General features: G+C 58.2%; 18 protein-coding genes. 16 read left to right on the plus strand and 2 right to left on the minus strand.

From position 1 onward, the window contains the following. Nucleotides 1-519: 519 nt before the first annotated feature. The 9 genes from ilvA (at nucleotide 520) to LAD35_RS17930 (ending at nucleotide 11,945) form a co-directional block, all read left to right on the plus strand. A complete protein-coding gene (ilvA, locus tag LAD35_RS17890) occupies nucleotides 520-2,094 on the plus strand; it encodes a threonine ammonia-lyase, biosynthetic (RefSeq protein WP_224150299.1) in 1,575 nt (524 codons plus the stop codon). A 65-nt stretch (nucleotides 2,095-2,159) separates the two neighbouring features. After that, complete coding sequence (cobS, locus tag LAD35_RS17895; RefSeq protein WP_224150300.1) at nucleotides 2,160-2,972, plus strand: adenosylcobinamide-GDP ribazoletransferase; 813 nt, start codon at nucleotides 2,160-2,162, stop codon at nucleotides 2,970-2,972. Nucleotides 2,973-3,627: 655 nt separating this feature from the next. Next, entirely contained in the window at nucleotides 3,628-4,164 is a 537-nt protein-coding gene (locus tag LAD35_RS17900; protein WP_224150301.1) for a GspH/FimT family pseudopilin, read from the plus strand. 138 nt (nucleotides 4,165-4,302) lie between these two features. Next, on the plus strand, nucleotides 4,303-4,989 hold the full coding sequence (gene pilV / locus LAD35_RS17905) for a type IV pilus modification protein PilV (protein WP_224150302.1): 687 nt from the start codon (nucleotides 4,303-4,305) through the stop codon (nucleotides 4,987-4,989). Between the two features lie 21 nt (nucleotides 4,990-5,010). Next, nucleotides 5,011-6,024 (plus strand): PilW family protein, encoded by a 1,014-nt coding sequence (locus LAD35_RS17910; RefSeq protein WP_224150303.1) that lies wholly within the window; start codon nucleotides 5,011-5,013, stop codon nucleotides 6,022-6,024. 29 nt (nucleotides 6,025-6,053) lie between these two features. Then, nucleotides 6,054-6,866, plus strand: coding sequence for a pilus assembly PilX family protein (locus LAD35_RS17915; RefSeq protein ID WP_224150304.1), 813 nt, complete (start codon nucleotides 6,054-6,056; stop codon nucleotides 6,864-6,866). Between the two features lie 121 nt (nucleotides 6,867-6,987). Further along, nucleotides 6,988-10,644, plus strand: coding sequence for a pilus assembly protein (locus LAD35_RS17920; protein ID WP_224150305.1), 3,657 nt, complete (start codon nucleotides 6,988-6,990; stop codon nucleotides 10,642-10,644). Nucleotides 10,645-10,659: 15 nt separating this feature from the next. Continuing rightward, nucleotides 10,660-11,106: a type IV pilin protein gene (locus LAD35_RS17925; protein WP_224150306.1), complete on the plus strand. Its 447-nt coding sequence runs from the start codon at nucleotides 10,660-10,662 to the stop codon at nucleotides 11,104-11,106. A gap of 221 nt (nucleotides 11,107-11,327) precedes the next feature. Next, on the plus strand, nucleotides 11,328-11,945 hold the full coding sequence (locus LAD35_RS17930; protein ID WP_224152790.1) for a histidine phosphatase family protein: 618 nt from the start codon (nucleotides 11,328-11,330) through the stop codon (nucleotides 11,943-11,945). Nucleotides 11,946-11,998: 53 nt separating this feature from the next. On the opposite strand, the gene LAD35_RS17935 is transcribed toward LAD35_RS17930, so the two are convergent. After that, a complete protein-coding gene (locus tag LAD35_RS17935) occupies nucleotides 11,999-12,418 on the minus strand; it encodes a hypothetical protein (protein ID WP_224150307.1) in 420 nt (139 codons plus the stop codon). A gap of 8 nt (nucleotides 12,419-12,426) precedes the next feature. After that, nucleotides 12,427-12,972, minus strand: a complete 546-nt coding sequence (locus tag LAD35_RS17940) for a type II secretion system protein N (RefSeq protein WP_224150308.1) — start codon at nucleotides 12,970-12,972, stop codon at nucleotides 12,427-12,429. A gap of 52 nt (nucleotides 12,973-13,024) precedes the next feature. Between LAD35_RS17940 and gspG the strand changes: the two genes are divergently transcribed. From gspG to gspM, 7 genes are all read left to right on the plus strand, one after another. Further along, a complete protein-coding gene (gene gspG, locus LAD35_RS17945) occupies nucleotides 13,025-13,483 on the plus strand; it encodes a type II secretion system major pseudopilin GspG (RefSeq protein ID WP_224150309.1) in 459 nt (152 codons plus the stop codon). 110 nt (nucleotides 13,484-13,593) lie between these two features. Then, nucleotides 13,594-14,016 carry a prepilin-type N-terminal cleavage/methylation domain-containing protein gene (locus tag LAD35_RS17950; RefSeq protein WP_224150310.1) on the plus strand — a complete coding sequence of 141 codons (423 nt, stop codon included), beginning with the start codon at nucleotides 13,594-13,596 and terminating at the stop codon, nucleotides 14,014-14,016. Nucleotides 14,017-14,027: 11 nt separating this feature from the next. After that, nucleotides 14,028-14,408, plus strand: coding sequence for a type II secretion system minor pseudopilin GspI (gene gspI / locus LAD35_RS17955; RefSeq protein ID WP_224150311.1), 381 nt, complete (start codon nucleotides 14,028-14,030; stop codon nucleotides 14,406-14,408). A 1-nt stretch (nucleotide 14,409) separates the two neighbouring features. Then, nucleotides 14,410-15,222 (plus strand): PulJ/GspJ family protein, encoded by an 813-nt coding sequence (locus LAD35_RS17960; protein ID WP_224150312.1) that lies wholly within the window; start codon nucleotides 14,410-14,412, stop codon nucleotides 15,220-15,222. After that, nucleotides 15,219-16,223, plus strand: a complete 1,005-nt coding sequence (gspK, locus tag LAD35_RS17965; RefSeq protein ID WP_224150313.1) for a type II secretion system minor pseudopilin GspK — start codon at nucleotides 15,219-15,221, stop codon at nucleotides 16,221-16,223. The genes LAD35_RS17960 and gspK overlap by 4 nt, the downstream gene beginning before the upstream one ends. Before the next feature lie 280 nt (nucleotides 16,224-16,503). Continuing rightward, on the plus strand, nucleotides 16,504-17,757 hold the full coding sequence (gene gspL / locus LAD35_RS17970; RefSeq protein ID WP_224150314.1) for a type II secretion system protein GspL: 1,254 nt from the start codon (nucleotides 16,504-16,506) through the stop codon (nucleotides 17,755-17,757). Beyond that, the gene (gene gspM / locus LAD35_RS17975) at nucleotides 17,754-18,308 is read left to right on the plus strand and encodes a type II secretion system protein GspM (RefSeq protein WP_224150315.1); all 555 of its coding nucleotides are present in this window, start codon (nucleotides 17,754-17,756) and stop codon (nucleotides 18,306-18,308) included. The genes gspL and gspM overlap by 4 nt, the downstream gene beginning before the upstream one ends. Nucleotides 18,309-18,312: the final 4 nt, after the last annotated feature.

An 18,312-nucleotide genomic window follows, 5' to 3' on the forward strand; every position in this document is an offset into this window, starting at 1 on the left:
AAACGGCGCTGTCCACACCAACCATTGATGGCTATAGCCATGATTGTGAAAAAACATGAGCCGTCGGCATAATTTTGCTGCATTGCAACAGAATCACCGCTATACTTGGTTCATCTGCTCTTCGCAGTCTTCGCCCCGCAAGGGCTGACGAATGTAGCATGCTGGTTGTCTCCTCCACCTCTCAATGGTGGTTTCAAGCCCCTGATGCATATCAGGGGCTTTTTTTATCCTTGTACCCAAGCACACGGCCGCCTCCACTCAATCGCCCGCGATCCCAGCAACGATCCCAGGCCAGCCGAACAGCCCACGCGGCGACAAATCTGCCGCCGTGCCGCTGTATGGTGCGCCAGCGGTTATAGTGCAGCGATCCCTATTGATGCGCTGATTGTCCACCGGCACTCTCCAGGCAGCCACAAGCGACGCCTCGGGTCAGCGCATCGGCAGACACCCTTTGTCTGCACCCGGCCGATCCCTTTGCCTGTCTGTCCTGTTGCCCATTTCCCCAAGCGTGCATTTCCTATGCCCTCCAAGACTGCTGCCGCGCTGACGCCGGCCGACTACCTGAAGAAAATCCTGACCGCGCGCGTCTATGACGTCGCCGTGGAATCAGATCTCGACCCTGCCAAGAATCTGAGCCGTCGCCTGCACAACAAGGTGCTCTTGAAGCGAGAAGACCAGCAGCCGGTGTTCAGCTTCAAGCTGCGCGGGGCCTACAACAAGATGGCCCAGCTCTCACCCGAGCAGCTCAAGGCCGGCGTAATCTGCGCATCGGCGGGCAACCATGCCCAGGGTGTGGCGCTGTCCGCCAGCCGTCTGGGCGTGCGCGCGGTGATCGTGATGCCCGCAACCACCCCGCAGATCAAGGTTGATGCTGTCAAAAGCATGGGCGGTGAAGCCGTGCTGGCAGGCGAGAGCTTTTCCGATGCCTACGAACACGCCCTCCAACTGCAGAAGGAACAGGATCTGACCTTCGTCCACCCGTTTGACGACCCCGATGTCATCGCCGGGCAAGGCACGATTGCAATGGAAATCATGCGCCAGGTGCAAAAAATCGGCTCGTCACAGCTCCATGCCGTGTTCGTGCCGATTGGGGGGGGCGGTCTCATTGCCGGCGTTGCCAACTACATCAAGGCCGTACGCCCTGAGATCAAAGTCATCGGCGTGCAGATGAACGACTCCGACGCCATGGTGCAGTCGGCCCGTGAAGGCAAGCGTGTTGCACTGCCTGATGTTGGCCTGTTCGCCGACGGCACGGCCGTCAAGCTGGTGGGTGAAGAAACCTTCCGCGTTGCCGCGAGCCTGGTCGATGAATACATCACAGTGGACACCGATGCCGTCTGTGCAGCCATCAAGGACATTTTTGCCGACACCCGCTCGGTGGTGGAGCCATCTGGCGCCATGGCGGTCGCTGCCATCAAGCAGTATGTGGCCAAGCACAAGACCAAGGGCGAGACCTATGCCGCGATTCTGAGTGGCGCCAACATGAACTTTGACCGCCTGCGCTTCGTGGCCGAGCGCGCCGACGTGGGCGAAGAGAAGGAAGCGTTGCTTGCAGTCACCATTCCCGAGGAGCGGGGCAGCTTCAAGCACTTCTGCGAAGTGGTGGGTAACCTGCCCGGCGGTGCGCGCAGCGTCACCGAGTTCAACTACCGGATCAGCGATGACCGTCGCGCTCATGTGTTCGTCGGCATTTCAACCAACAGCAAGGGGGAATCGGAGAAGATCACCCGTAACTTCCAGAAAAACGGCTTTGAGGCGCTGGATCTGACCTTTGACGAGTTGGCCAAGGAGCATGTACGCCACATGGTGGGTGGCCATTCAGCGCTCGCCAAGGATGAGCGCCTGCTGCGTTTCATCTTCCCTGAGCGGCCCGGCGCGCTGTTCAAGTTTCTGAGCCTGATGGCGCCCAACTGGAACATCTCCCTGTTCCACTACCGCAACCAGGGTGCAGACTATGGCCGCATTCTGGTGGGCATGCAGGTACCCAAGAGCGACTCCAAGGCCTTCGAGAAATTCTTGAACAACCTGGGCTACCCCTGGGTGGAAGAAACGAATAACCCGGCCTACCAGCTGTTCCTCAGGGCTTCATCATAAGATCGGCATCCAGCGCACATATACAGGTCGTTGGATGCTATTTTTGGCATAGCAAAAACAGCACCATGCAAGCCCTTCGCCATTTTTTGCTGGCCGTACAGTTCTTCACCCGCATCCCTATCACAGGCCGCCTGGCGAACTGGGTGGGCTACAGCCCCGAAATGCTGCGCGCCAGCGCAGGGCATTTTCCCGGTGTAGGCTGGATCGTGGGCTTGGTGGCAGCGGGCATCCTGGCCGCCTTTGACCAGTTGCTGCCTGCTGGCAACACCTACAGCTCCCTGGTTGCCGCCATTTTCAGCACCCTGGCGACCGTGCTGCTGACCGGCTGCTTCCATGAAGATGGCCTGACTGATGTGGTAGACGGCCTGGGCGGCAGCCATGATCGCGAGCGCGCGCTGGACATCATGAAAGACTCGCGCATTGGTGCCTATGGCGCCATGGCCATGTTGCTGGCTGTACTGAGCAAAGTGGCGCTGCTGGCCTTGCTGACCAGCCACCGCCTGAGCCTTGCAATGGCCGCGCTCATCGGCGCCCACGTCATTGCACGGCTGTGGCCCATGCTGGTAGTCCGCAGCCTGCCGCATGTAGGCGACACCGCCAAATCCAAAAGCAAGCCGCTGGCCGAATTCATCACCCGCAAGGGTCTGGTGAGTTGCATGCTGTGGGCGCTGCCTTCTGCAGTGCTGGTTGCCTGGTGGCAAGGCCTGCCCGCCCTGCTACCTGCATTGGCTTTGAGCGCCGCCGCCGCGCTATGGATGCGCCAGTGGTTCCATCGCCGCCTGCAAGGCTTTACCGGCGATGGGTTGGGAGCGATCGAGCAGGTGAGCGAGATTGGCTTTTATCTCGGGGTTGCGCTCTCGATTCGGCCTTCTTTCTAGTACTAAGCCTCTGCTCCAATGACAAAGGCCAAGCGGCAATGCGCTTGGCCTTTGTCATTGGAACATACATGCGCACCGTCAATCTACCGGATTCACCTCCCGCCAATTGATCAGTTTTACCGCACGGCCAGTAGCGGATTTCAGCTTGAGTTGAACCACATTGCCTGCAGCGTCTCCAGCCAGCCCGGTGGTCTCGCCATCTTTGCTGATGACCGTATTGTCCGTTGGTATAGCGCTAAAACGGCGTTGATGCACTACACAGAGACTTCCCATAAAAGCAAGCGCTGATGGTTTTCTTTTTGATAGACCTGAGTGCCGTGGTGTTCAAGAGGCGTAAAACGAAGAACAGACTGCACATTACAGACAGGGTTGTGCACCTGGATCGTCTTGGCAGACAGGTCAGTCAAAAGTTAATGATCAGCGCTTGCATTGACGGGAAATCCCTGTATAGCAACAAAGCCGCGTGAATGGTTCCGAGAAGCGTGCGCAGGAGACCAGGTCCGGCACCCTGCGCTTGCACGAGCTCAAGAAACCCCTTTTCTTGATTGTCAATAGCTATTACTGAAAAATTTCCAATAGATCCGTCTATCTAGGTGGAACGACCATTCGTCGTGTTTCAAAACGCCCCCATTGATACATCAATATTATTGAAATCATGAGTCGGATCCATCATCTCTATCAATCACATCATCACAAAGGCTCCGAAGGCTTTACCGCCATTGAGTTGTTGGTGGTCATCAGCATTATTGCCGTATTGGCTTCATTAGCAGGGCCAAGCTTTAGTGGCTTGATTGAGCGCTGGCGTGTGCGCTCTGCAGTCGAAGACCTGCAATCCGTGTTGTATTACGCACGCGCCGAAGCGATCAAGCGCGGCGGTAACGTAACGCTTGAACCAGCGTCGGGTGGATGGACCAGTGGCTGGGAGGTCAAAAACGGCGGCACTACGTTACAGACATCTCCTGCACCTACCCGCGTGGATATTCGTTTAGCTGATAGCAGCGACGCAAATGTCAGCGGCAGCATTGGCGCGGATCAATGGGGGCAGCTTGCCAGTACGGCCGGCAGTGGACAGGTGTTTGTCTTTCGGCTCACGCCTGCAGGGGCCAGCGCTAGCAGTCCAGCTGCTACCAGTTTATGTGTCTATCCCGCGGGCAGCATCCGGCGCCTTGGCGATGGAAGTGGTGCGTGCTGAAGAGCACTCTACGCCGCCTAAGCACCTAGTCCTCTTATGTGTATCTCCTTATTTCGTCGTTCCGTCCCCCCCTGGTGGGGCAGAGAGGCTTTGAGAGTCCCCGAAATCACGAGTCCAAGTTATCCCCAAAGACACCCCATGCCGCAACAATTGAACTCCGCATCGAAGGCTTTGACTATCTCGTCTGCGCAGACTCGTGCATATCGCGCTAGTGGCCAACATGGCATTACCTTGATTGAATCGCTCATTGCCATTTTGGTAGCCGCACTTGGCATTCTTGGCATCATCGGCGTGCAATTGCGTACCCTCGCCGACACGCAAACGACGGTACGGCGTGAACAAGCTATTCGGCTGATTGAAGATTTCAGCGAGCGCATGAAAATCAGTCCCAATGCCCTGGTCAACATGGGAAGTTATACCAGTGGGTGGTCGACCTCCCTGCCAACTCCAGATGCTGGTACGAGCTGCACAACCGGCACCTGTACACCTGCCCAGCTTGCTGCCTATGACCTGGCGGAATGGAAGCAGCTCGTGCAGGCCAGCCTTCCCATGGGTGACGCCAACGTCTTTCAAGCGACAGGAGAAACGGTTGCAGCCAACCGCCGCCAGCTTGGAATCATGATTCGCTGGCGAGAAAACGAAAAAAATCAAGACGCCGACTATCTTTCAAATCTTCAAATCAGTGCGGCCGCTAACGGCAGTGGCGGTACAGCCGTCACCTGTGATACCGGCTACACCTGCCATCTGCAATATATCCCCGTCAGTGCTCGATGCGCTCCATATAACGGCACTGCTACCACTCGGTATTTCTGCCCTGGAAATTAAATCTTAGCAATGGAAAGCAATATGAAAAAAGAACTGGCTGCCTGCGCTTACGGTTTTGGCGTACAAAGACAAACAAATATAGAAAATCTGCAGAGTCATTATCTGAGGTCGCGTCAGCACGGCTTCACCCTGGTTGAGCTCATGGTCGGTATCGCCATCGGCCTGCTCGTTGTTGCCGTAGCTGGAGGGGCATTAATGGTATCGCGAGGTGTGTCTGGCACGGTCAGTGATGCCAGCACTCTGCAACAACAAGCCAGTTATGCCTTTCGTGTCATCGGGCAACAATTGCGCCAGTCTGGATCACTTTATCTCAATCTAGATCCCAATAGCGTGGGCAACGCGACTTCTGCAACAGAGGCCTCCGCTACCCCCTATGCCCTGCCTGTTGCGATCGAAACAAAGAAGGCAGGGGCCGACAATAGTTTTGACCCCCGTCAGATTTCTAATAGCCTCACTGGCACCAATAGTACGGTCACCGCTGGCTATCGCCGCTACAAAGAAGACTCTTATCAGCCAACTGCCGCAACACCTGCCATGCAATCCCAATCGCGTGATTGCATGGGTGGGCCCACTGATGACACGGCGAATGATGGGTACGCTCGCCTGCAAAGCACATTTAGTCTGGCCTCAGATGGCACTCTTCGCTGCACTGGCACAACCAGCACTACCGCGCAACCAATTATTCGAAACGTTGCCAATTTCCGCTTGCGATACCTTGTTCTTAGTGGTGGGGGCACCAGTAACCCCGCTGTCAGATACGTGGATGCGGGTGCTACTGGTTCTGGCATCTCTAACTGGGCGCAGGTGACGGGTGTAGAGGTTTGTCTGGTGCTGTTTGGAAATGAACGTATGGACATTCCCACAGGCACCAAATATACCGATTGCGACGGCGCCACTACCGTTGATATGTCCAGCGCTACAGCGACTGACATGTCAGGCAGTGCAATAGGCACAGCGCGCGCTGGGCGCATGCACATGGTGTTTCGAAATATCTACCAACTGCGTAGCCAGGGGCTGATTGGCAGCGTGCTGTAAGCCCAAAAATACCGCGCAAAGCAATAATCATGATTGAAAATCGTTTCTTTTATTTTTCTCCTGGTCGAGGCAATCAGCGCGGCATAGCGCTGTTTGTTGTTATTGTTTTCGTGATGTTATCCATGCTGCTGGCATTATGGGCATCACGCACATCGCTGTTTAGCGAAATGATAGTAGGCAATGATGCAGATTATCAGAGAGCGTTTGAAGCCGCCCAGGCTTTAATGCAAGACGCAGAGTTAGATATACGGGGTGAAAATGCGAATGGTACTGTATGTACGCCCGACACGGGCGATAGTAAAGTCTGCCGTCGCAGCAGCGTGCCCCAAATTCCGCTAACAGAGGCAGAAGTTGCCCCGCTGTTGTCGGAGCTTGCGAATAAAACCTACCAGTGCAGTCATGGCCTATGCGTCAAACATACCAAAAAACAGGACTTCTGGAACATTCCCAGTAGTGTTACCAGTCAGGGTTTTAATCTCGCTCAGATGACAGGTACCAATACGAGCGACGGCAGTCCCGTTGGTGCACGTTACGGTATGTATACCGGCGCGCAGCTTGGTAGCAGTGGTAATGCCAATCCTATTTTGGCTGATCGCAGCAGCGCTACCAGCGGTGGATGGTATTGGATCGAAGTGCTCAAGTACGACGAAAGCAGCAGGACATCCGGTCTGATTGTGGCGCAAAGTGCAGGCGTCAGCACTGCCAATAACAGCTATCTGTCTGCCAACTTGGTTCCTAACGTTATGTACCGCATCACTGCCCTGGCCTATGGCCGAAAAGCAGGCATGCCGCCTGTCGTAATCCAAGAAACCTATGTGCGACAAAAAACGAAAGACCTATAAAGAGAATCCATAGGACGCCCCTGCTGCAAAAGCTGCCAAAACACGGACCGCATACATTAATTTTTTATTCGCTGCAGCCTCGCTCTATTAATAAATAATTGATCTAAGAGAGGAATACTTCATGTCTATCGATCTCCCCCAAAAAAGACGTTTCAGAAAAAATGTGCTGGCCCTGGCTGTTAGCGCCGCCTTGGCCCCTCACGCAGGTTGGGCCATTGACATTGCGACTGCACCGCCGGGCACCAAGCAGCCATATGTGGCGCCGAATGTGATTCTGTCATTGGATGATTCTGGCAGTATGGAATCCAAGGACATGGCTAATGGTACAAAAACTCGCACCCAGGTACTGAAAGAAGCCTTATCCGCCGTATTTAACGACATGACGTTGCTGCCTGATGGAAAAATCCGCTTTGCATGGCAGTCCATGAATAGACACGGCGGTCCGACTTCTGAGGCATTGCTGGGCACGGCAGCAGCCGCGGCAAATATATCGCCCATTACGACCAATAACATTAACTTTATGCGTCCATTGCAGGGAGACCATAGAGCTAATTTTCTTAACTACGTCACTGCTTACACATCTCCCGGCGGCACACCAACGCACCCAATGATGCAGCGTGCGGATGAGTATATGCGTGGAGCCATGAACCGAAATGGTCCCTGGGCGACAACCCCTGGCCAAGGCAACGGTGAATACTTGGCTTGCCGCCGAAATTACCACATTCTGTTCACTGACGGTGGCTGGAACGCAAGTTATGTAGCGACTTCGCCTGTTAATTACGATGGTACAAGCCGGACCTTGGCAGATGGTATTTTCTATGATCCTACTTCTGTCAATACCCGTGTGTACAAGGATATGGATCCGATGACAACGATTGCGGATTGGGCCTTTAGAAGCTGGGCGACGCCGTTGCAGAATCCTACCAATCCACTATTTGGGGGAACTACCGTACAGCCTTCCAATAAATATACAAGTGCACCGGCATCAGAGACATTCACCAACAGGGTCACCCATACAACTGCGACGATACCTAAGTATTGGAATCCGCGCTATGACCCGGCCACCTGGCCACATATGCAAACCTATACCATTGGCTTTACTGCCAATGCAATTCCTCTTTATAACTTTGCTTCTGACGATGTATCGGTTGCGAAAGTGAGCAATGTCACTGCTCCTTCGGCCACACTGCCATATGGGTTTGACGGCAGCTTTGCGGACTATGCGAACGGCACTTATGTTTGGCGCGCCTCCGGCAACACCATGAGTGACAGCCGAACTACAAAAGTCGATCGGGGCCACGACATGTGGCATGCCGCGCTTAATGGCAGAGGTGGCTTTTATGCGGTCACTCAGGCTAATGACTTGAAAAAGGCTTTTGAGGACATTATCGACAAAATCAATACTGCCAACGAAGCTCAAACTACCGCTACCGCCGCCAGCGGTACCAGTGCGGCTCGCATAGACGTTGGTACCTTTACCGCCCGCTATGAGCCCCAAAAGGCTTGGAAGGGCTCTGTTTCATCCGCAACAGTTAACAAGGACGGCACTGCCACGGCCGGCTGGAGCGGCAAGACCACTGCCGATTTGCTTGATGCCATGGCGCCAACCAGTCGTGTCATTTTGAGCTGGAGTGATAAATGGACGACTGGCACAAATGTGAATAATGTGGCCTCTCTGTCCTTCAATAAAGGGGGCGTTCCTTTCAAGTGGGCTAGTGATGAGAGCAATCTGAGTACGCCGCAAAAGGCTAAGCTGGGCTTGGATACAGCCACACCCGTCGCTACCAGTGGACAAGACATTCTCGAATACATTCGCGGTGTACGCAGCAATGAGGCGACAACGGGCCCATTCCGAACACGGCAAAGTGCTCAGGGCGACATCGTCAATTCCGGCATTTGGTACACGGGCGCCCCCGCTCAAAGCTATGCATTACAAGGGTATGACAGCTTTGTGCGTGCACAAAAAAGCCGCACCCCGATGATTTATGTGGGTGGCAACGATGGGATGTTGCATGGCTTTTCTGCCACTGATGGCACCGAGAAAATTGCTTATGTACCCAATGGCGTGCTGTCAAAGCTCAAAGATTTGGCAGATCCCAATTATTCCCATAAGTACTATGTAGATGGCTCGCCGATGACAGGCGATGTGGAGTTGGGCGGAGTGGTTGCACCAGTTGGCGGAACCAGTTACTACCAGACAGACTGGCGCACCTTGCTGGTGGGGACACTAGGGTCGGGTGGTAGGGGTTATTTTGTGCTCGACGTGACCAATCCCGTTTCCGCCAGTAGTTCCATAGCGCCGGCTTTTGGCGATACGGCCGCCTTGGCTCAAAAGTTGGTACGGCTTGACCGGACACGAGGTCAAGCCGATACGCTTGATTGCACTACCGTTACTGATACTGCGCAAAATTCCGCCTGTTTGAGAATGGCAAGTGAAGATGCAGATATTGGCCATATTACTGCCCAGCCCGTGCTGAACGAGACTGATCCATTGCAAACTACCCAGATCACCCGCACAAATAATGGTCGCTGGGCGACGATACTGGGCAATGGCTACAACAGTTCAAACCAACGCCCAGTTTTGCTTGTGCAGTATCTCGATGGCGCACAGGAGCTGCTGCGTATTCCTGCGACCGCAGATACTGCGGGCAACGGTAATGCCAAGGACAATGGATTGTCAGCACCTCGCTTGGTCGACTTGAATGGCGACGGTCGGGTGGATATCGCTTATGCGGGCGACAATCTTGGCAATTTATGGAAGTTTGATCTGACCAGCGAGACGGTGACAGCCAATGCTGATGGTGTTGTAACTGCAGGCTGGGGTGTGGCATTTGGTGGCCAGCCACTGTTTACGGCGCTGGCTCCGGCAGCACTCAATGGGGCGCGTACTACAACACCATCCGACACTAACCGGCAACCTATTACCGCACCGCCCACCGTACGCGCCAATGACCGGCAAACAGGTGGCGCTGTTCCCGGCACCACAAAAGCCTTGGGAGGCATGATGGTCGCATTTGGCACTGGCCGCAATATAGCGACTGACGATCCGATTGATAAAAAGGTGCAGACCTTATATGCAGTGCTCGACAATACGCGCTATACGATCGATCACACCAATGGCACCAAACAATGGTTGAAGGTAGCTGCCGCCACCACCTGTCCAACCCCTCCTGGTGAATGCCTCGAGGTTCCTGCGCCCAGGACTGTCAGCATGGCTAACTTGGTCAAGCGCCAGATTACCGCCGCTTCAGTAGGAACGAGTCTGGGAGCTGGCCGTGTGGATGAAGACTCTGGCAATCCCCTCTATAACGCCAGCGGCTTGTGGATCGCCGGCAAGCAAGGCTGGTACATGGATTTGCCCGAGGTGGGTGAGCGTCTGCTCAAGAGCTTGGAGTTGTACGATGGCTCTAATGTCTTGCTGGCTTATACCCAAGTGCCCGCCAAGGGGTCTGTGGATTCTGCTACTGCGACTAATGTTGAGAGTTGTAACCCGATTACCGTCGATGACGAACGCCAGTATCGAACCATGTTAAACATCATGGATGGCAAGCGCCCCACAATGCAGCTGATCGATGTAGCTGGTAATGGCTCTTACAGTAATGCAGACAACGACAATGCATCTCGGCGCCAAGTAAGTAAGGGAGGACATAACGTCATCGCCTCTTCGGACACGAGGACCAAGGATATAGGAACCTGCCCGCCTGGCACCATTTGTACGGACGAAATCCTGCGTGCGCCCGAACAATCTTTGCGTCCAAGCTGGCGTAAGGTGAAATAACGAGGAGCCACGAAAATGCATAAAAAATATACGCTGTCTTGGCCACGCGGTTTTACGCTGATCGAGGTGATGATTGTGGTGGCTGTGGTTGCAATCCTATCTGCGATCGCTCTACCTAGTTACCAGGAATATATTCGCCGCGGCCATCGGGCTGATGCACGAGCGGGCTTGCTGCAAGCTGCGCAATGGATGGAGCGAGCCGCAACAGCAGGAGGCAATTATCCAACAATACTGCCGAAATCCTTGCAATGGAGGCTTGCTGATGACACTCCAGATCCACAGAAACGTTACACCATTGGGTTTGCATCCGGTAATACTGCGAGTGCGTTCACACTACAGGCGGTCCCCCAAAACCCTGGCCCCCAGGCAGGCGACAAGTGCGGCACTTATACGCTGACCAATACTGGTGTGCGCGATGTTACGGGCGCCAGCAGTGATGCTGCCAGCTGCTGGGGTAAATAGAGCCTTTGCTGCATAAATCGATTTGAAATCGACCTACCCTAAACCCCAGACGCAGTTGCACCACAGCCACCGTCTGGGGAAGCTCAGCCTCAAAATAATTTATGCAATAAAGCCCAAGGTATGGCGAAATGGTCAGCAATCGCCAGTTGTCGCAAAGCCACCAAACATCTGTTGGCAGAAGATCTCATCCAATCGCGAAGCTTTCACTTCTCTCGCCGTACATGCCCCAGCACCGAGCACTGCAACCGTCTCAACACTCCCCCCCTCCGCCCCTGTGGCTGCAACGCCATGCCCAGCCCATCGTTGCTCCCGGGGTTTGTTATGGACGCAGCAATCTGGCGGCTGACGACAGGGCCACGGCGGCTGCTGCCGCTGCCTTGCAGCGAGCCTGGCAGGAAGAGGGACTGGCGCCGGGCGAAATATGGCATTCCCCGCTACAAAGATGTGAGCAACTTGCGCTTTCCCTTCAAGCACTTGACTCTGTTTTCACACTGAAACCCGATCCCGATCTGGTCGAAATGAATTTTGGCGACTGGGAAGGCCTGCGCTGGGATGCCATCGCCCGCACCGAGATGGACGCCTGGACTGCCGATTTCTGGAACCACCCACCCGGCGGCGGCGAATCGCTGGCTGCGATGATGGCTCGCGTGGGCCGTGCTTTGGCCGCTGCACGCGTGCAGTCGCAGGCAACAGGCCAGCCCGTGCTGTGGCTGGCCCATGCCGGGGTGGCACAATGTGCACACTGGCTCATTACGCGTGGCGAGCGCCAGCCCACCGCCAAGGACTGGCCTTCGGTCAAGCTGGGTTATGGCGAATGGATTCGGTTACCGCTTCGCTGAGCCATTGCAGCCCACATCCAGCCAACTCACCTTGACTGAGGCCTGGCAAGCTGTCAGTACGACCGCAGCACAATGCCCCAGCGTCCTTCATGCTGCACGGCAACCCACAGATTGCGATGGCGGCTCAACTCGGCATCATCCGCACTACGGCGGGTGTAATCCACCACGAAGTGCACCTTGTCCGCACTGGCGAGCACCGGAGAAATGGCCTCGTAGCGGGTGTGGGTCCAGCCAGTGGCACGCAAGAGCGCAAAGAAATCCGGTGGATGGCTCCCCGGCTGCTGCCACACCAGCAATTGCGTTCCGGACCACATCTGGTGCGGAAAGTGGAGGCATGCGTCCATGCCCGGCAGATCCTGCTGGTTGAAAGCATCGGTAAACCGCTCAAGGCATTGTGTCGCCTGCGCGATGACAGTGGCAATATCGCCCTCCTGCCGGGGCTGACCGATCAGCGCATCCGCAATGCGGCTCATGGCTCTGGTCAGCGATCGCGCAGCACGCCGGTGCTGTGGTCCACATTGGCTTGCTGCGCGGCTGCTGCCGGTGCGGCCGAAGGCTGTGGCTCAGCGCCTATACCCTTGATGGTTGGCAACTCGATGGTGACTGCAGCGGGGCCATCGACGTCAGCGCCCAAGCTCACGGCACGGGGGGCATCGCTGTGCAGCGACTGGAGCACAAGACCATCGGCCACCGTGCTGCCTACGCGAAACACCTTGGCCGGCTGGTCGTCCACTGCGATCACAGCGGCTCCGCCGCCGCTGTTTTTGCCAGCCATGACCCCCAGCAAGCGCCAGCGTGTGGGAGCCGCGGGTGCGACAACAGGCGCACCGTCCAGCACGCCTAGCACGCGTGCCATGGCAGCGCCGCTGGCCTGTATAGGCGCGGTGCCGCCTGCCTGGGGTACCGCAGACACCTGGCGCGGTGCCGAGAGCGTCAGCCCCCAGAACACTGCCAATGCAGCGGCGCCAGCCCATAAAAAGCCGGCGGCGAGCCGAGGAGACCAGGGATTGCGCGAGAGTGTCACCATTCGCAGATTATGATGCACGCAGATGTCATTTCCGAAACTTTGCCCAGAGAGCATGATGTTTTCTACCCGCCTGCTGCCGGCTGTGCGCCGCGCCTCAGCCCACGTTCAGCGTGGCTTTACCTTGATCGAGCTGATGGTGGTGCTGGTCATCATCGGAGTGCTGGCCGCACTGATCGTACCCAATGTGATCGGCGCCGCCGACGAAGCGCGGGTCACCGCCGCCCGCACCGATGTGACCAACATCATGGGCGCTCTGAAGCGCTATCGGCTGGACAACCAACGCTATCCCACCGCAGAGCAAGGGCTGGCTGCACTCATCAACCGCCCTGCCAGCGGCCCGCAGCCCATGAACTGGAAGCCCTATCTGGAAAAGCTGCCCAAGGACCCCTGGGGCAACCCATACCAGTACCTGAACCCCGGCGTGAAGGGCGAAGTCGATGTAATGAGCTTTGGCGCAGATGGCCAATCGGGCGGCGACGGCAACAATGCCGACATCGGCAGCTGGCAGTAAGTCGGCAGGAACGTGTTGGCAGCCATGGGCACCCGCAACGTTTTCGAACTTATTTCGGCTGCTGGCATGCATCCATATTGCGGATGATCATCAAAAACCATAGCAAATCAATGCACGGACTCCACCAAGGCTTTACGCTGGTGGAGCTTCTGGTCGTGATCGCACTGATGGCACTGGTGAGCATCGGCGTCGTATTTGCCATGGGAGACAACAACCAGGACCAGTTACAGCGCGAAGGCCAGCGTCTGGCCGCACAGCTGGAGGCAGCGCGCGCGCAATCTCGCGCCAGCGGTCAGCCTGCACGCTGGCGTGCGGACAGCAATGGTTTTGTGATTGAAGGCCTGCAGGGCGGCACGCGCCGGGTGGCATGGTTGCAGCCGCCGGTCGCAGCGCGTACCGGGGGCGACATCATCCTGGGCCCCGAGCCGCTGATTGGCCCGCAAGCCATTGCCATCGCACATTCCAGCCGAAGTGCCAGCACGGTACTCGTGGCGACCGACGGCGTGCGCCCGTTTGCGCTGCAAGGCCAGTAGGACTGCAGGCCATGGGACATCACACGCGCAGCCTGCATGGGCATAGCCAGGGCTTCACCCTGATCGAGGTTCTGGTGGCGCTCGCCATCGTTGCCATTGCACTGCTGGCTGGTGGCAAGGCCATGAACGCCCTCACGCAGACCGCAGGGCGCCAAAGCGATGTGATGCTGGCCCAGCTGTGTGCCGAGAACCAATTGGCCGCAGCGCGCCTGTCACAGCAGCTGCCGGGCCTGGGCACCAGCAGCGTGGCCTGTGAACAGGCCGGCCGCGTTTTTGACGTACGCGTGGGCGTGTTTCCCACTCCCAACCCGGATTTCCGGCGCATCGACGCGCATGTGTTTGACGGCGCCACCCCACTGCTGCGCCTGACGACGATCGTGGGCAGATACTGAGATGTGCCCTGCCCTGAATCACTTCACGCCCCCCCCTCAGGGGAGAGATGACATTCACCAGGCCAGCCCGCGCTGCGGGGCGGCCCCGGCTGGCTATGCAGCGCTAAAGCCGCGCAAAATTGCCGGTGGCTCCCAAGGTTTCACGCTGATCGAGCTATTGATCGCCATTGCCATTCTGGCCGTGATGACGGTGGCCAGTTGGCGCGGCATCGATGGCATGGTGCGCGCACAGGAGCAGGCCAGGGTCTACAGCGAAGAAGTGATGGTGGCGCAGGCAGCGCTGGCGCAGTGGAATACGGATTTGAACGCGATCGAGCGCGTGGGCGCCACCATCCCCATCGAATGGAATGGCCGGGTATTGCGCATCACCCGCCGCAGCAGCGACATCAACGAGCAAGGGCTGCGCGTGGTGGGCTGGGCGTTGCGCAATGTGCAGGGTCGCTCCCATTGGGTGCGCTGGCAGTCGCACCCGCTGCGCAATGCGCAGGAATGGCAGCAGGCCTGGGAGATGGCCAACCACGCCGTGACCAATGGCGCCATCAATGGCAATGCAGGCAACAACGGCGACGGCATTCCGCAGACCACCGTGCTGATGCCGGTGCGCGGGTGGCAGTTGCTGTATTTTCGCGGCAACAGCTGGAGCAATCCGCTGTCGAGCAGCGCCACCGATACCCGAGCCGACCCGAACAACCCCACCGACACGCCCCTGTCCGATGGCGTGCGCCTGAGCCTGGAGCTGCCCGCACCCGGAGCCCTGTCCGGCACCATCACATCCGATTGGGTGAACCCCATTCTGGGGGGCAACAAATCATGAGATATGGCACCCGCCTGGGTCAGCGCGGCGCCGCCCTGCTGGCAGCCATGCTCACCGTCACCCTGGTGGCCACCATTGCGGCCAGCGCCGTGTGGCAGCAATGGCGAAATCTTGAGGTAGAAGGAGCCGAGCGCACGCGCGTGCAGGCCGCGTGGCTGCTGCTGGGCGGGCTGGACTTTTCGCGCCAGATCCTGCGCCATGACGCGCGTACCAGCGGCGGCACCGACTCGCTGACCGAGCCCTGGTCGGTTCCACTGGCCGAGGCACGCCTGTCCACCTTTCTGCAGGCTACCAACAACCAGACCAATGTGGACGATGCCACCATCGACGCGGCGCAGGCCTTTCTGTCCGGTGCCGTGGTGGATGCGCAGGCACGGCTCAACATTCGCAACCTGGTCAGCAGCAATGCCTTGAATCCAACAGCCCGGCGCCAGTTCGAGCGCCTGTTCGAGCGCCTGGGCCTGCCCAGCGCTGAGTTGACCCTGCTGAGCCAGCAAGCCCTGGCCGCATTGCGCAGCGAAGGCAAGACCGCCAATGCCCCACTCCTGCCCCGCACCTACAAAGAACTGGCCTGGTGGGGCTTGTCACCCGCCACGCTGGCAGCACTGGAGCCCTATGTGACACTTCTGCCGCAAACCTCGCTGGTCAATATCAATACGGCTTCGCCCACGGTCATCTGGGCAGCAGTCGATGGCCTGGACTTTGCTACGGCCCAGCAGATCGCGCAGATGCGCACAACCAAGGCATTTGAAAACACCACAGACATCAAGCAACGCTTTCCCAACAACCAGGCACTGTCAGCGGCGATTGGCCTGCTCGATGTGAGAACCGCCTACTTTGAAGTCTGGGCGCGTCTACGCTTTGATGACCTGGTGGTGCAGGAGAAATCGCTGGTCTACCGCCAGGGCCTGTCCGTGTCGACCGTGGTGCGCGAGCGCGGAGCAGCCATGCCCGCCTCTTTGCTGGCAGAAGGCAGCTCGGCTTTTCCGGGAGGGCAGTGACCGCTCTCTCTTCTTGTAACAACGTCAGCCACGCTTGCTGGCCCCATCACCCAGAAAGTGTCTTTCGCTATAAAAACAAGAGCATCATCTACTTTCCAGACTTGAATTTTTCATATATCTCGGTCAAAACCCAATCGCAATGTGCGCCAGCCGCTATTACTTTTGAAAACACCTACCGCTACAAGGCAGCAGCGACGAGATCGCCGTAGAGACAAGCCATGACAAGCGTATTGCAGTTCGGTGAACGCCAGCCCTCTACAATGCAGCGCACAACACGCTCATGAGTACATTACTGATTTCATTGCCGATGGCCAATGGCCCGGACACAGGCGCCCTGGGAGCTGGCACAGCCCCCAGCTACAGCTATGCCTTGTCGCCGGACGGCGAGGCCATCAGCCAGCAAGGTAACACCACTGCCGGACTCTTGCCCCAGCCGGGCCGCACGGGCGAAGTGGTGGCCGTGGTGCCGGCGGCCATGCTGTCATGGCAACGCGCGCCCCTGCCGCAGGGCGTGGGGCCTGGGTCGCCCCGCCTGCGCGCCGTGCTGGAGGGAGTGCTGGAAGAGCACCTGCTCGACGACCCGGCCCAGCTGCACTTTGCACTGCAGCCGGATGCTGTGGCCGGCGAGCCCATATGGATTGCCTGCTGCCCCCGCGCCTGGCTGCGCGAACATCTGCAAAACCTGGAAGCCGCTGGCCGCGCCGTTGCCCGCGTCGTGCCCAGCCATGCGCCCGGGGAACCTTCGCCAGATGGTGCACAACTGCTGATCACCGGCAGCCCCGAGTGGCCGCAAGCCGTGGTGTACGGCACCGGTCCGGATGACGCCGTGCTCGTGCTGCCGCTGTCGCGCGACACCCTGCCGCTGCTCCCCCCCCTGGATGCTGACAGCGCAGTGCATGCCGAGCCTGCTGTGGCCGGCACAGCCGAGCAACTGTTGCAGCGCCCGGTACGCCTGTACTCCCCAGCCCAATCCATGTTGGATGCTTCGCGCAGCGACTGGGACCTGGCCCAGCTGGAATTTGCCAACAGTGGCCGCAACCGCCTGCAGCGCCGCCTGGGCAGCGGGCTCAACGATGTACTGCATGCCCCCGCCTGGAAACCGGCCCGCTGGGGCGTAGTCGCCCTGGCACTGATTGCCGTGATCGGCGCCAACATCTGGGCTTGGCAGGAGCGCCAGCAACTGCGCGCCAAGGCAGCGCTGGTGCGCAGCACGCTCACCACGACCTTCCCCAAGGTGCAGGTGGTGGTCGATGCCCCTGTGCAGATGGCCCGCGAAGTGGCCAACCTGCGCCAGGCCTCGGGTGGCCTGACAGCGGGTGACGCCGAGCCACTGCTCGCTGCGGCGGGTGAAGCACTTGCCGCACTGCCAGCCAGTGCCACGCCATCGGGCATCGAATACAGCAACAGCGAATTGCGCCTGCGCGGCCTGCCCACCGATGGCTTTGATGCCTTCCGCACCAAGCTGCAAGCCCAGGGCTTGCGCGCCGACATGCAAAACGACCAATGGGTGATCCGCGCGGAGGCCCGGCCATGAGAAACAACGCATCCATGCCTGGCCGCAAAGCGGCTTCCACCAATACCGCCTTCGCGCAACTGCGCCAGCGCTGGATGGCGCTCGATGCCCGCGAGCGCCATGGCGTATCGCTAGCTGCAGCGGTGGTCCTGATTGCCCTGCTGTGGTGGCTGGCCATTGCCCCCGTGTTGCAGGCCTGGCGCACTGCGCCCGCAGAACACGCACGGCTGGATGCCGACCTTGCCCGCATGCTGTCACTGCAAAGCGAAGCGCGCCAGCTGCAATCGGCCACCACCTTGACGACCGCACAGGCGCGCCAGCAGCTGGAATCCAGCCTCACCCAGCAACTGGGCGCGACCGCCAAGCTGTCTGTGCTGGGCGAACGTGTCACTGTCACACTGAGCAATGCATCCGCAGCTTCCACCCAGCGCTGGCTGGGACAGGTGCGGGCCAATGCCCATGCCATTCCCACCGAGCTGCGCCTGACGCGCAGCAATGCAGCCAAGGCAGATGCTGCGCCCACCTGGTCAGGCAGCATCGTGCTGCAACTGCCGGTGCAGGCCGGGCAGTAAGGCG

Source organism: Comamonas odontotermitis (assembly GCF_020080045.1).
Lineage (GTDB): Bacteria > Pseudomonadota > Gammaproteobacteria > Burkholderiales > Burkholderiaceae_C > Comamonas > Comamonas odontotermitis.

Excerpts from the sequence above, each read along its gene's own strand:
- LAD35_RS17935 (WP_224150307.1), bottom strand. The coding sequence starts at position 12,418 with ATGAGCCGCATTGCGGATGCGCTGATCGGTCAGCCCCGGCAGGAGGGC.
- LAD35_RS17960 (WP_224150312.1), top strand. The coding sequence starts at position 14,410 with ATGTGCCCTGCCCTGAATCACTTCACGCCCCCCCCTCAGGGGAGAGAT.
- LAD35_RS17925 (WP_224150306.1), top strand. The coding sequence starts at position 10,660 with ATGCATAAAAAATATACGCTGTCTTGGCCACGCGGTTTTACGCTGATC.
- LAD35_RS17950 (WP_224150310.1), top strand. The coding sequence starts at position 13,594 with ATGCACGGACTCCACCAAGGCTTTACGCTGGTGGAGCTTCTGGTCGTG.
- gspI (WP_224150311.1), top strand. The coding sequence starts at position 14,028 with ATGGGACATCACACGCGCAGCCTGCATGGGCATAGCCAGGGCTTCACC.
- gspM (WP_224150315.1), top strand. The coding sequence starts at position 17,754 with ATGAGAAACAACGCATCCATGCCTGGCCGCAAAGCGGCTTCCACCAAT.
- LAD35_RS17940 (WP_224150308.1), bottom strand. The coding sequence starts at position 12,972 with ATGGTGACACTCTCGCGCAATCCCTGGTCTCCTCGGCTCGCCGCCGGC.
- ilvA (WP_224150299.1), top strand. The coding sequence starts at position 520 with ATGCCCTCCAAGACTGCTGCCGCGCTGACGCCGGCCGACTACCTGAAG.
- pilV (WP_224150302.1), top strand. The coding sequence starts at position 4,303 with ATGCCGCAACAATTGAACTCCGCATCGAAGGCTTTGACTATCTCGTCT.
- LAD35_RS17910 (WP_224150303.1), top strand. The coding sequence starts at position 5,011 with ATGAAAAAAGAACTGGCTGCCTGCGCTTACGGTTTTGGCGTACAAAGA.
- gspK (WP_224150313.1), top strand. The coding sequence starts at position 15,219 with ATGAGATATGGCACCCGCCTGGGTCAGCGCGGCGCCGCCCTGCTGGCA.
- LAD35_RS17930 (WP_224152790.1), top strand. The coding sequence starts at position 11,328 with ATGCCCCAGCACCGAGCACTGCAACCGTCTCAACACTCCCCCCCTCCG.
- LAD35_RS17915 (WP_224150304.1), top strand. The coding sequence starts at position 6,054 with ATGATTGAAAATCGTTTCTTTTATTTTTCTCCTGGTCGAGGCAATCAG.
- gspG (WP_224150309.1), top strand. The coding sequence starts at position 13,025 with ATGATGTTTTCTACCCGCCTGCTGCCGGCTGTGCGCCGCGCCTCAGCC.
- LAD35_RS17900 (WP_224150301.1), top strand. The coding sequence starts at position 3,628 with ATGAGTCGGATCCATCATCTCTATCAATCACATCATCACAAAGGCTCC.
- LAD35_RS17920 (WP_224150305.1), top strand. The coding sequence starts at position 6,988 with ATGTCTATCGATCTCCCCCAAAAAAGACGTTTCAGAAAAAATGTGCTG.
- gspL (WP_224150314.1), top strand. The coding sequence starts at position 16,504 with ATGAGTACATTACTGATTTCATTGCCGATGGCCAATGGCCCGGACACA.
- cobS (WP_224150300.1), top strand. The coding sequence starts at position 2,160 with ATGCAAGCCCTTCGCCATTTTTTGCTGGCCGTACAGTTCTTCACCCGC.